This window comes from Dyella sp., from assembly GCF_035685885.1.
GTDB lineage: Bacteria > Pseudomonadota > Gammaproteobacteria > Xanthomonadales > Rhodanobacteraceae > Dyella.
This window is the reverse complement of sequence record NZ_DASRZX010000161.1, coordinates 1-13682: the sequence shown is the minus strand read 5'-3', so window position 1 is coordinate 13682 and position 13682 is coordinate 1. Positions and strand designations below refer to the sequence as shown.

The following is a 13682-nucleotide window of genomic DNA, read 5'->3' as shown; positions in this document are numbered from 1 at the left end:
CCGTCACTAAGCTGGCCCCAGGTTTCATCCCTACCCTCGAAAGGAGCACACCATGGCCATCTCCATCGGCATCGCCAAGAAGGACCGGGAACAGATCGGCCAGCAACTATCCAAGCTGCTGGCGGACACTTATTCGCTCTACCTGAAGACCCACAGCTTCCACTGGAACATCACCGGCCCGCAATTCAACAGCCTGCACGCGATGTTCGAGACCCAGTACAACGAACTGTGGCTTGCCGCCGATGAAGTCGCCGAGCGCATCCGCACCCTGGACGTGTTCGCCCCGGGCTCCTACAGCCAGTTCGGCAAGCTCACCAGCATCAAGGAAGAAGCGGGCGTGCCCGACTGGAAGGACATGGTCGGGCAGCTGGTGGAAGGCCACGAGATCGCCGCGCACACGGCGCGCCAGGTCATCAAGGTGGCCGATGGCGCGGGTGACGAAGGCACCGCCGATATCGTCACCGGCCGACTGAAGGAGCATGAAAAGACGGCGTGGATGTTGCGGTCGCTGTTGAGGTAAGACCGTTTCCTTGAAAGCCTGTTGTCGACGGTGACCGGCAACCCCTCACCGTCATTCAGGCGCAGGCCAGAATCCAGAGCCTTGGACCTTGGCGGCGTCGCCAGGTCGTGGCATGTGGCTGCTGGATTCTGGCCTGCGCCAGAATGACGAGCGAAAAAGAACCACCGAAACGCGGAGTGTCGCGGTTAGCCGGCAAAGCTAAGGCCTCGCCTCCAGCACGATGTTGAACGGCGTCTCCGCCGCACGGCGGAAGCGCTGGAAACCGCCGCCGTCCACTACGACCTCGCGCAGCCTCTCCTCTCCCGCCTGCGCACCAAGGGCCGGACCGTGCCGCGCGAGCGATACCGGGACGCAGATCTGCGCGGACGCGCCGAAATACACGCGCCCTACGGGATTGAGGTTGTCCTTCACGCGATTGCCTGCAAACGGCTCCACGATCATGCAGTTGCCGTCGCCCTTCAGGGCAGACCTCGCGTGCTTCGCCGCACCGACCGGATCGCCCATGTCGTGCAGGCAGTCGAAGAAGGCGATCAGGTCGAAGTCCTTGCCCGCGTAGCTGGTGGCGTCGGCCACCTCGAAGGAGGCATTGCCGACGCCAGCAGCCTTCGCCCGTTCGCGCGCCACGTCGATCGATGGCCCGTGGTAGTCGTAGCCGACGAACTGGGACTCGGGAAACGACTGCGCCATGAGGATCGTGCTTGCACCGTGGCCGCAACCCACGTCCGCCGCGCGGCCACCGCTGCGCAACTTGTCGATCACGCCGTCCAGCGCGGGAAGCCAGGCGCCGATCAGGTTCGCGTTGTAGCCGGCGCGGAAGAAACGCTCGGTGCCCCGGAACAGGCAGGGATGATGTTCGCCCCACTCCATGCCCTGGCCGTTGCGGAAATGCTCCAGCGTGCGTTCCTTGGCATGGAACATCGCTTCGACGATCGCATAAGCGCCGGGTAAATCGACCGGGCCGCGTGGATCGGCCAGGCACAGGGCCTGCTCCTCGCTCAATCCATAGCGACCCGTGGCCTCGTCGTACTCCACGTAGCCGCCCGCTGCCTGGTTGCCCAGCCATTCGCGCACATAACGTTCATGGGTGCCGGTTCGTTCGGCCAGTTCGGCGGACGTCAGCCGTTCTGCCGCCAACGCCTTGTAGAAGCCCAGCTCGTCGCCGATCTGGATGAGGGTGGCGCTGACGGCCGCCCCAAGGTCGCCGACCGCTTGCCCAAGGAACGCGTGAAGTCTTTGTTCGTCGATAGCCATGGCAGAACTCCGCGACACCGCCTGCGAGGCAGTGGAGTAGGATGCGTCTTCCTGCATACGCCGCCGGCCACGCCGCTGCCTGTCCCATACCGGACAGCGCATAAGCACTAGGCCGGCCGCGGGAGTCCGTCATGCCGCGCCCGCCTCGACGCCCACCCGCAGGGGAATCGCGCGTGCCGGCGGCACGAGACGGTGAGCTGCGCGCCATGTCGCTGCAGCAGGTGCTCGACCAATGGCTGATCGGCGTGATCCTGGCCGATGCCCATGCCCATCCCAGTTATGTGAACCGCGTGGCGCGCGACCTGCTGGCGCGGCAGGACGGATTGATGGATAGCCCTACTGGCCTGGGCGCGGCCTCGACCACGGAAACTCGCCGCTTGCGGCACGCCATCGCCTTGATGGCCACCTCGGCCCAGGACGCGGATGCGGCGAACGGCGCGCCCTGTTACCTGAAGCTGCATCGCCGCGCCCGGCATGCTGCGCCGTTGCTGCTACGCCTGTCCCCGCTCGCCGGGCCGCCATGCGGCGTCGCGCTCTTCATCACGGCGCCTGAACATTTGCAGCCGGTTCCGCGCGAAGCGCTGGCCGTGGCGTTCGGCCTGACGCCGCGGGAGGCCGCGCTGGCCGGCATGCTCGCCGATGGCTACGACCTGCGCGAATGCGCCCGCATGCTCGCCATGGGCGAAGGGACCGCCCGCAACCACCTCAAGCACATCTTCGAAAAAACCGTCAAGCACAGCCAGGCCACGCTGGTCGCGACGCTGTGCAGAACCGCCGGATCGTGCGCGTGACGGCGCTCGATACGTCCGGCCTGACCTTGCGCTGACCACCTCGGCTCACGGTTGATTGAGCCCGATGCGCTCCCTAGTTAAGCTCTTGAGGCTTTTCGGCCTCGTGTGAGGCAGCCACGGGGATCGTTTTGAGCGCTCGATTGACCAACCACGACAGCCGGCATCCGCTGCTTGCAGCCATCCTGCTCGCCCTGATCGTGGCCGCCATGAACATCGGTCTGTGGTGGTGGAGCAACCTGCCACACGGCCCCGAGGACTGGAAAGGCCCGATCGGCGGTTTCGCGCTGTCCGCTTTCCAGCGCTACCAGAACCCGCTGAAGAACGATTTCCCCTCCGATGAGGAAATCGACAGCGACCTCAAGCTGCTCAAGCAATACACGCCGCGCATCCGCACCTATTCCACGCTGCAGAATCCGCAGGTGTATCGCCTGGCCGAGAAGGACGGCCTGCAGGTGATGGCCGGTGCGTGGATCGATCGACGCATGGAAAACAACGAGAAGGAAATCGAGACGCTGATCGCGCAGGCGCGTCGCTATCCCAACTCGATCAACCGGGTGATCGTCGGCAACGAGGTGCTGTTCCGCAACGACATCCCGCCCGAACAATTGATGACGTACGTGGACCGCGTGCGCGCGGCGCTGCATCAGCCGGTGTCGGTGGCCGAGCCGGTGCATCTGTGGATCAAGTATCCGGAGCTGGTCGACCACGTCGATTTCATCACGGTGCACTTGTTCCCTTACTGGAATGGCATTGATCGCAGCGGCGCCATCGGTGATGCGCTGGCAAGCTACGACACGCTCAAGCGCCTTTACCCGAACAAGCCGATCGTGATCGGCGAAATCGGCTGGCCGTCGAACGGCGACCGCTTCGAACATGCCGATCCTTCCGTATCCAACGAGGCGATCTTCCTGCGTCAGTGGTTCGTTGCTGCCAAGAAGCAGAACATCGACTACTACATCATGGAAGCGTTCGACCAGCCCTGGAAGGAAAAGCTCTCCGGTCGCACGGAAGCCTACTGGGGCATGTTCAACGCCGACCGTCAGTTGAAGTTCCCGTTCACCGGGCCGGTGACCGAAGACACCGCGTGGCCGTGGAAGGCGCTGGCCGCCAGCTTGCTGGCGCTGCTGCCGATGATCTGGTTCGCACGCCGCTACAGCCGCTTCAAGGTGATGGGTCGCCTGTTCTTCTGCGCGCTGATCCAGCTGGCCTGCGGCCTGATCGTGTGGTCGGCCACGCTGCCGTTCAATTTCTACCTGAGCTGGATCGACTGGACCATGCTGGTGCTGCTGTTCCCGGCCCAGATCGCCATCCTCGCCATCCTGCTCATCAACGGCTTCGAGTTCACCGAGGTGCTGTGGCGTCGCGGCTGGGTGCGTGAAGCCGGCCTGCTGCCGCCTGACCCGGTGGAGAAGCAGCCGTTCGTGTCGATCCACCTGGCCTGCTACAACGAGCCGCCGGAAATGGTGTTCGTCACGCTCGACTCGCTGGCCGCGTTGGACTACGAGAATTTCGAAGTCCTGGTGATCGACAACAACACCAAGGACCCGGCGATCTGGAAGCCGGTGCAGGAGTACTGCGAGAAGCTGGGCAGCAAGTTCCGCTTCTTCCACCTGGAACCGTGGCCGGGCTTCAAGGCCGGCGCACTCAACTTCGGCCTGAAGGAAACCGATCCGCGTGCCGACGTGGTGGCGGTGATCGACGCCGACTACGAAGTGCGCAACGACTGGCTCGCCAGCCTGACGGGCTACTTCCACGACCCGAAGGTGGCCGTGGTGCAGTGCCCGCAGGCGCACCGCGACTTCGAGCACAACCGCTTCCGCCGCATGACCGCGTGGGAATACGACGGCTTCTTCCGCATCGGCATGCACCATCGCAACGAGCGCAACGCCATCATCCAGCACGGCACCATGACCATGGTGCGCCGCTCGGCGCTGGAAGGCACCGGCGGCTGGTCCGAGTGGACCATCTGCGAGGACGCCGAGCTTGGCCTGCGCCTGATGCATGCCGGCTACGAGCTGGTCTACGTCGACGAGTTGATGGGCAAGGGCCTCACCCCGGCCGACTTCAAGGCGTACAAGAGCCAGCGTTATCGCTGGGCCTTCGGCGCGATGCAGATCCTCAAGGGTCGCTGGGACTGGATGACCAGGAAGGGCCCGCTTTCCGGCGGCCAGCGCTTCCACTTCCTCACCGGCTGGTTCAGCTGGTTCGCCGACGCCCTGCATCTCATCTTCACCATGATGGCGATCTTCTGGACCGCTGGCATGGTCGCGTTCCCGACCATCTTCAGCCTGCCGATGCAGCTGTTCCTGATTCCGGTGATCGGCTTCTTCTTCGCCAAGGCGATCTTCGGCATCGTGCTGTACCGCGCGCGCGTCCCCTGCAGCTGGTACGACACGCTGATGGCGTCGCTGGCCAGCATGGGCCTGTCGCACGCCATCGCGCGCGGCATCCTGCATGGCCTCACGCGCGAGAAGACCTCGTTCGTGGTAACCGCCAAGAGCCGCCGCCTGGGCGGCAGCAACTTCGCCGCGTTCGCGCCGGTGCGCGAAGAACTGCTGATGGCCATCGCCCTGCTCGGCTGCGTGATCGGCATGGGTATGCGCTTTGGCACGCAGTACGTCGAAGGCACGCTGTGGATGTTCATCCTCGCGGCGCAGTCGATTCCGTACGTGTCTGCCGTGGTGGGCGCGTGGATTGCGCACAAGGCGGGCGACAAGGCCGGTTGATCGCTGCATCTCGCGCGTCGTTCACGGGCGCGCGAGATCTATCGGCTAAGCTGGGGTCGCACGCGTCATCGATGCGTGCATAGCCGCCCTTCCAGGATGGAATCAGGACCGCATGCGACGACTCTGCCGCCTGATGCTGCTGCCGCTGCTGCTGGCCCCATGGCTGGCGCATGCAGGCGTGCAGCTGGTGGTGGAAGGCGTGGAGGACCCGCTCAGGCTCGCCGTCACATCAGGCGTGGATGTCTCGCAGTACGCCAATCGCGACGTCACCGAAGCGCAGGTGAAACGGCTCTACACGCAGGCGCTGGAGCAGGCCAAGAGTTCGCTGGAACCTTACGGCTACTACGAGGCGCAGGTGCAGGGGCAGCTCGACCCGGTCGGCAATGACTGGCGCGTCACGCTGCATGTAACGCCGGGCCCGCCGGTGACAGTCACCGCGGTGAATCTCAAGCTCGACAAGGAAGCGGCGTCCATCCCGTCCATCCGCCGTGCGCAGCGCACGATCGAGAACTTCAAGGGCCAGACGCTCAATCACGGCCAATACGACAGCGAACGCGATGCCCTGAGCGGCGCGCTCACCGCCAACGGTTTTCTCGATGCGAGACTCGTCACCCATCGGGTGGACGTCAACCGCGGCGAACGCACGGCGGTGATCAACCTGGAATGGCAGGCAGGTCCGCGCTATCGCTTTGGCGAGGTGCATTTCGAGGGCTCGCAATTCAAGCCCGGCTTCCTCGATCGCTATGTGCCGTTCAAGTCGGGCGAATATTTCGAACAGGACAAGCTGCTCCAGCTGCAGCAGGCGCTGAACGGCGCCGACTACTTCGCCGTGGTCAACGTGCTGCCCGACATCGACGACAAGAAGAACGGCGTGGTCGATGTGAAGGTGGAACTCGCGCCCGCCAAGCGCACCATTTATACCGGCGGCCCGTTCATCGGCACCGACACGGGCGTGGGCGTTCGCGCGGCCATGGAGCGGCGCTGGGTGAACGGCAGCGGCCACAAGTGGAAGAACGAACTGGTGCTGGCGCAGAACCTCAAGACACTGTCCACGCTGTATTCGGTTCCCCTGCCCGGCCCCAACCAGCGCAGCTTCAACTACGGCGCCACCTATCGCGATTCTGATACCGATACCTCGCACTCCAAGACACTGGAGATCGTCGCCAACGAAACACGGCTGTGGCATGGCTGGGTGCGCACTGTCGGCCTGCATGCGCTGGATGGCACCTTCACCGTCGGCCAGAAGAATGGCGAGCCCGACGATGCACCGGGCATCGAGCACGGACGCAGCAACCTGTTCTATCCGGAGGTGTCGCTGTCGCGCAAATCCGGTGACAACCCGATCTTCGTGCGCAGCGGCTGGTCATTGACGTTCGCGGCGCGCAGCACCATCGGTGGCCTGCTGTCGGACGCCAGCTTCAGCCAGGTCACCGCCGACGGCAAATGGATCACTTCGTTCGCGGGGCGCAACCGACTGATCTTGCGTGCGACCGCCGGCGCCACCTGGACGGACAATTTCAGCGACCTGCCGCCGCAACTGCGCTTCTTCGCTGGTGGCGACCGTTCGGTGCGCGGCTACAGCTACCAGAGCATCGGCCCGAAGAATGCCTACGGCCGCGTGATAGGCGGCAAGAACCTGTTGGTGGGAAGCACGGAGGTAGAGCACTACTTCAACCGCAACTGGGGCATGGCCGCCTTTGTCGACGCCGGCAACGCCTTCAGTGGTACCGACTACCGCCCGAAGGTCGGCGCGGGCCTGGGCGTACGCTGGCTTTCTCCGGTGGGTATGATCCGGGTGGACCTGGGCATGCCGGTGGACAATCCCGATGAGCACGGCGTGGAACTGCACGTCGTGATCGGCCCGGATCTCTAGAGATCGTCGCGATGAATGCCGCCACGCCCGCCTCCGCCCCTGCTCCCTCGCCGCGCCGGCGCTGGCTGCGCTGGACGCTGTGGTCGTTGCTCGCGGTGTTGCTGTTGGTGCTGCTGGCGGTGGCGTGGCTGATCGGCACCGGCGCGGGCCTGCGCTTTGCGCTGGCGCGGGCCGAAGGATTCATCAAGGGCGCGCTGTCGGTGCAATCGGCGCAGGGACGCCTGGTCGGGCCGCTCGATCTCGCCGGCGTGCGTTACGTCGATGGCAAGGGCCTCGACGTGAAGGTGGCCAAGGCGCACCTCGACTTCAGTGTCCCTGCCCTGTTGCGCAAGCGACTGCACGTGCTCACGCTGGACGTGGACGGCGTGAATGTAGCGCTGCCCAAGAGCGAGCCAGAACCGCAGAGTGAAAGCAGCTTCTCGTGGCAACCGCCGCTGCCGATCGTGCTGGAGCGTGCACACGTCGGCGCCGTGACGATCACGCAGGAAGGCCGGACGCTGTTCGCGTCCAACACGCTCGACGTCGCCGGCAGCTGGACCAACAGCGGCATCGCGCTGCGCCAGCTGATCCTGCGCGCGCCCGACGGCCATGCGGACCTCACGGGGACGATGATCGTCGGCGGCGTGTATCGCGGCGACAGCAAGGCCGTTTTCGGCTGGACCGTCAGCGGCACGGAGTACGCCGGACAGGTCGCCTTGCACGGCGACGGCAAGCAGGCGCGCCTGGACTTGCAGCTGGCGCAACCCATGGCTACGCGCGTTCAATTGCAGTGGGCCCAGGGCGGCGACTACGCATGGACGGCCCGTGTGGATGCGCCGGGCTTCGATCCCAAGCCGCTGATCGGCGAAAGCTCGCTCACGGCGCTTGCCGTAGCGCTCGAAGGCAAGGGTGACCGCCGCAGCGGCACACTGACCGGCCAGGTCGGCCTCAACGACTACCAACTACAGCTGCGCCCTTTGAGCGCGCGCTTCAGCGACGACTTCAAGACGCTGACCATCGAGCAGCTTGGCCTGACATCGCCGCAGTTCAGGGGCGCCGTCGGTATCGGAGGCATGCTGCAACTAGGCGCGCAGCCGCTGGCCGCAGATCTATCGGTGGACTGGAAGGATGTCGAATTGCCCGAGGACATGCTCGGCCAGCCCGTGCAGAGCCACGGCAACCTCAAGGCGAAAGGCAGCCTGGACAAGTTCCACGTCAGCGGCGCCCTCGCCATCGGCGCGCCGGGCAAGTTTGCCGACGTCACGCTCGACCTCGACGGCACGCAGAAGGAAATCCAGCTGCACGCGCTGACGGTGAAGCAGCCGCAAGGCCAGCTGCAGGCCCAGGGCATGCTGGTGCTGCAGCCTGCGCTGGGCTGGCAGATGGAGGCCACCGCAAACCGCTTCGATCCCGGGCATCTGCTGGCGAAATGGAACGGCTCACTGGATTTCGACATCGCTTCGCAAGGCACGCTGCCGGAAGGCCGTCCCGATGTAACGCTGGATATCCGCAAGCTCGATGGCCGCCTGCGCGAGCGCACCGTGCATGGCGACGGCAAGTTGCATCTTCCGCCCGAAGGCGTGGTTGACGGCAAACTGCATCTCACGTCGGGCAGCAGCGATGTGCTGGTCGATGCCAGGCCCGGCAACAGCAACGATGTCACGCTCAAGCTTGCCGTTGCCACACTCGCCGACTGGCTGCCCGATGCCGCGGGTCGCCTGCAGGGCACCATCCACGTGACGGGCAAGCACCCGAAACTCGCTGTCGAAGCCAACCTTCAAGGCAATGCATTGAGCTACGCGGGCCAGAAGGTCGACAACTTGCACCTGCTGGCCAACGTGCCGGATATCAGCCATCCCGGCGGCAAGCTGGATCTGCAGACCACGGGCGTCACCGCGGGCGGCATGGGCTTCACCCAGGTCACGCTGCACGGCGACGGTACGGCCGAGCGGCACAGCCTTACGCTGGATGCGCGCGGACAACCGTTGTCCACGGAACTCATGTTGAGCGGCGGCATGAAGGGCTCGGCGTGGAACGGCACGCTTTCCACGCTCAACGTCGATTTCGCCGGCCTGCCCCGCTGGCGCCTGCAGCATTCCACGACGTTGTCGTACAACGACGGCGCCATGAGTCTTTCCGAGCTGTGCCTGACCGCGGGCGATCCCTTGCTGTGCGCGGCAGCCAAGCAGGACAAGGCCGGTAACCTCGATGCCAGCTACCGGTTGCACAACCTGCCTATCGCGTTGCTGATGAGCGCCGCCAGCACGGCCAAGGTGCCGATGCGCGTGGAAGGCACGCTGGAGGGCAGCGGAAACCTGCGCCGAAACACGGCGGGCGCACTCAACGGCACGGCGAGCATCACGTCCGCGCATGGCTCCATCGCCTATGCCGATCGTCCCGACGAGCCGCTTATCACCTACAACAATCTCGCGCTCAACGCGCAGCTGAGCCCGGCGAGCCAGCGCATCGACCTGCACGCCGCACTCACCAACAATGGACGTCTGGACGGCCAGGTCACCATCACCGGGGCGCAGCAAGCCTTGGGCGGACAGGTCGCACTCGACGTCAAGAACCTCGCGCTGCTGGAGATCTTCACCACCGAAGTGGTCAATCCCAAGGGTGCCATCCACGGCAATTTCACGCTGGGTGGCACGCTCGCCCAGCCCGCGGTCAACGGCCAGGCTGGCATCAGCGATTTTGCGGCCGAGATTCCCTCGATGGGCTTGAAGCTCAGCCAGGGTCGCGTGGTGATCGCCACCACCGACGCGCAACATTTCCGGCTCGACGGCACGTTGCATTCGGGCGATGGCAGCGTGCTGCTGCAAGGCACGGCGTCGCTGGGTGCCGATGCGCAGAGCGTGCTGTCGGTGAAGGGCAGCAACTTCAAGGCGATCGACCTTCCCTCCGCGAAGGTGGCCCTCTCACCCGATCTGGCCGTGCGCCACGACGCCAACGGCCTGGACATCACCGGCAGCGTCACGCTCGACAGCGCCGATGTAAACCTCGACAAGCTGCCCGGTGCCGGCGCGACCAAGGCGTCGCCCGATGTTGTCATCGTCGACGAGAAACAGCGCGAGGAACAGGCCAGCCGCATGCCGATCAGCGCCACGGTAACGGTGAAGCTGGGCGACAAGGCTCACCTCGTCGGAATGGGCCTCGATGGCCGCCTGCATGGACAGCTGGTGGTAAGCGAGCGGCCGGGCCGCGCCACCACGGGCCAGGGCCAGATCGAAGTGGCCGGCACATACAAGGCCTATGGCCAGAACCTGGAGATCGAGCGCGGCCAGCTGCTGTTCGCCACCACGCCCATCGACAATCCCGGCCTCAACATCCGCGCCATCCGCAAGCTCAATCCCAATGCCACCATCGACGATGGCCAGAAGGTGGGCCTCAATGTCGGTGGCACGGCGCAGCGCCCCGTGCTCACGGTGTTCTCGCAGCCGGTGATGGAGCAATCGGACGCGCTGTCCTATCTGGTCACCGGCAAGCCGCTGTCACAGGTGCGCGGCGGCGAAGGCAGCATGGTGGGCGCCGCTGCGCAAGCGCTGGGTTCGGCCACCGGCAACCTGCTCGCCAAGAGTATTGGCTCCCGGCTGGGCGTCGACGACATCGGCGTAAGTAGCAGCGACGCACTCAACGGCAGCTCCGCCTTCACCGTGGGCAAATACCTCTCGCCACGGCTTTACCTCAGTTACGGCGTGGGCCTGTTCGATCCGGGCCAGGTGATCACCCTGCGCTACCACTTCAGTTCGCACTGGAATTTCGAGGCGCAGAACGCCACGGAATTCAATCGGGCCAGCTTGAATTATCGCTACGAGCGCTGAGCGCGCTCCCTTCACTTGTAGGAGCGCACCCAGTGCGCGATAAGCCTAGGGGGCGGTGACGCCGGGATGCTGCGGTCGCGCACCGGGTGCGCTCCTGCAGCAAACTTTCATAGCCCAAAAGTCATGCCCCGCCGGGCACAACAAGGGACTATCGTTCTCTTCCTTCCCACCCAGGAGACCGCACATGCGGCAATTTCGTTGGATCCTCACCGCGGCAGCGCTGACCAGCACCTGCGCCCTGGCCGCATCGCCGGCCCAGCCCGTGGCGGCCCAGGCGCCGGCGCGCAGCGCCAGTGGCATTGACCTGGCCGGCATCGACCACAGCGTGAAGCCGGGCGACGATTTCGACAACTACGCCAACGGTGCGTGGAAGAAGACCGCAGAGATTCCCGCGGATCGTTCCAGCACGGGCGTATTCCTGCAGGTGTTCCTGAAGGCCGAGCAGCGCAATGCGGAGTTGATCCGCGATGCCGGCAAGGGCAATCCGGCTGCCGGCAGCAACGAGCGCAAGATCGCCGACTACTACGCCGCGTTCATGGATGAGGCCACCATCGAGAAGCGCGGACTCGATCCACTGAAGACCGAACTGGTCGGCATCAACGCCATCGCCAGCAAGGCCGACCTCGCCCGCGTGCTGGGCGAAGGCCTGCGCGCTGATGTGGATCCCGTCAACGCGACCAACTTCCACACCGAGCATCTGTTCGGCCTGTTCGTGTCGCACGGCCTGGAAGATGCCTCGCACAACATCCCGTACCTTTTGCAGGGCGGCCTCGGCATGCCCACGCGCGATTACTACCTCTCCGATGACAAGGCGATGGTGGATACGCGCGGCAAGTACCAGGCTTACATCGCGGCAGTGCTGAAGCAGGCCGGTGTTGCCGACGCCGATGCGAAGGCCAAGACCATCCTCGATCTCGAAACCAAAATCGCCAAGGCCCAAGTCGATATCGTCGACAGCCAGGACATCCACAAGGCCAACAATCCGTGGCCACTGGCCTCGTTCGGCAAGAACGCACCAGGCCTGGACTGGAACACCTATTTCAAGGCCGGCGGCCTGGACCAGCAGAAGATCGTGGACGTGTGGCAGGTGCCGGGCATCAAGGGCCTTTCCGCGCTCACCGCCAGCGAACCGCTGCAGGCATGGAAGGACTACCTCACCTTCCACGCCATCAACGAAGTCGCGCCGCTGCTGCCCAAGGCGTACGCCGACCTCAGCTTCGGCTTCTACGGCCAGGCCCTGTCCGGTACGCCCAAGCAGCGTGATCGCTGGAAGCGTGGCGTTGCCAGCACCAATGTGTCGCTGGGCGATGCCGTGGGCCAGATCTACGTGAAGAAATATTTCCCCGCTTCGTCGAAGAAGCAGGTGGAAGACATGGTGCACAACATCCTCGCCGCCTTCGATGACCGCGTGGATCACCTCGACTGGATGACCCCGGCAACGCGCCAGAAGGCCAAGGCCAAGATCGCCAGCATCCGCGTGGCCGTGGGCTATCCGGAGACATGGCGCGACTACGGCAAGCTGGAGATCCGCGCCGACGATGCGCTCGGCAACCTGCAGCGCGCCAGGAAGTACGAGTATCAGCAACAGCTTGCCAAGCTCAGCCAGCCGGTCGATCGCGGCGAGTGGTGGATGACGCCGCAGACGGTGAATGCGGTGAACCTGCCGCTGCAGAATGCCCTCAACTTCCCGGCGGCGATTCTCGAAGCGCCGTTCTTCGATCCGAAGGCCGACGCTGCCGCCAACTACGGTTCGATCGGTGCGGTGATCGGTCATGAGATCAGCCACAGCTTCGACAACCTGGGTGCCGAGTTCGACGCGCAGGGCAACCTCGCCAACTGGTGGACACCGGAAGACCAGGCGCACTTCAAGGCCGCCGGCCAGAAGCTGGCCGAGCAGTTCAACGCCTATGAAGCGCTGCCGGGACTGCACGTGAACGGCCAGCAGACACTGGGCGAGAACATCGCCGACGTGTCCGGCCTGACCATTGCCTATCTCGCCTACCAGAAGTCGCTTGGCGGCAAGCCTGCACCGGTGATCGACGGACTCACCGGCGACCAGCGCTTCTTCCTCGCCTTCGGCCAGAGCTGGCGCGAGAAGACCCGTGACGCCGCGCTGCGCGCGCAGGTGGTGGGCAACGAGCACGCCCCGGGCCGCTTCCGCGCGCAGACCGTGCGCAACATCGACAACTGGTACGACACGTTCAAGCCCAAGGCGGGCGAGACGCTGTACTTGGCGCCGGCGGATCGCGTGAAGATCTGGTAAGCGTCCAAGCACTTCGGTAGACAAGAGCCACGCCTCGTGAGGGGCGTGGCTCTTTTGTTTCGCAAATCGCGCACTGGGTGCGCTCCTACAAGGACGACGCTCTTCTGTAGGAGCGCACCCAGTGCGCGATCCATCCTCGCGGTCACTTACATCCGCGCCGGCCTCGGCATCAACACCGCCAGCACGATCGCCGCAAAAAGCAATGCCGGCACGTCGCCCCACAAGTGCGCCATATGCTCGGCATGGCTCAACGCCTGCACCGCCATGATTCCGCCATGCACCACGCTCGACCACACGAAAAACCATATGATGCTTCGATGGGCGAGCGAATCACGAGCCGCAAGGATGAGGAACACGCCCAGCGTGGCGTAGACGCCCACGATCATCATCGGATAGTCCGAATAGCCTTCGTGCCATTTCCATCCGGATGGCCAAACCTGCATCAGCGGATAGAG

Annotated in this window: 8 protein-coding genes; 6 read left to right on the top strand and 2 right to left on the bottom strand. The window is 64.8% G+C overall.

Annotation, left to right across the window (positions count from 1 at the left end; all coding sequences use genetic code 11):
• The first annotated feature begins 52 nt into the window (after positions 1–52).
• Positions 53–520 carry a Dps family protein gene (locus VFG49_RS18155; RefSeq protein WP_324863190.1) on the top strand — a complete coding sequence of 156 codons (468 nt, stop codon included), beginning with the start codon at positions 53–55 and terminating at the stop codon, positions 518–520.
• A gap of 198 nt (positions 521–718) precedes the next feature.
• On the opposite strand, the gene VFG49_RS18150 is transcribed toward VFG49_RS18155, so the two are convergent.
• Positions 719–1771, bottom strand: coding sequence for a class I SAM-dependent methyltransferase (locus VFG49_RS18150; RefSeq protein WP_324863187.1), 1053 nt, complete (start codon positions 1769–1771; stop codon positions 719–721).
• 206 nt (positions 1772–1977) lie between these two features.
• Here VFG49_RS18150 and VFG49_RS18145 point away from each other — a divergent pair, with 206 nt between their 5' ends.
• The 5 genes from VFG49_RS18145 (at position 1978) to VFG49_RS18125 (ending at position 13227) form a co-directional block, all read left to right on the top strand.
• Positions 1978–2562, top strand: a complete 585-nt coding sequence (locus VFG49_RS18145; RefSeq protein ID WP_324863185.1) for a LuxR C-terminal-related transcriptional regulator — start codon at positions 1978–1980, stop codon at positions 2560–2562.
• Between the two features lie 128 nt (positions 2563–2690).
• Complete coding sequence (locus VFG49_RS18140) at positions 2691–5288, top strand: glycosyltransferase (protein ID WP_324863183.1); 2598 nt, start codon at positions 2691–2693, stop codon at positions 5286–5288.
• 112 nt (positions 5289–5400) lie between these two features.
• The gene (locus VFG49_RS18135; protein ID WP_324863181.1) at positions 5401–7161 is read left to right on the top strand and encodes an autotransporter assembly complex family protein; all 1761 of its coding nucleotides are present in this window, start codon (positions 5401–5403) and stop codon (positions 7159–7161) included.
• 11 nt (positions 7162–7172) lie between these two features.
• Complete coding sequence (locus VFG49_RS18130) at positions 7173–10964, top strand: translocation/assembly module TamB domain-containing protein (protein WP_324863179.1); 3792 nt, start codon at positions 7173–7175, stop codon at positions 10962–10964.
• A gap of 184 nt (positions 10965–11148) precedes the next feature.
• Complete coding sequence (locus tag VFG49_RS18125) at positions 11149–13227, top strand: M13 family metallopeptidase (protein ID WP_324863177.1); 2079 nt, start codon at positions 11149–11151, stop codon at positions 13225–13227.
• Between the two features lie 146 nt (positions 13228–13373).
• On the opposite strand, the gene VFG49_RS18120 is transcribed toward VFG49_RS18125, so the two are convergent.
• Positions 13374–13682, bottom strand: a 309-nt coding sequence (locus VFG49_RS18120; protein WP_324863175.1) for a DUF6632 domain-containing protein, incomplete at its 5' end; no start/stop codon positions are given.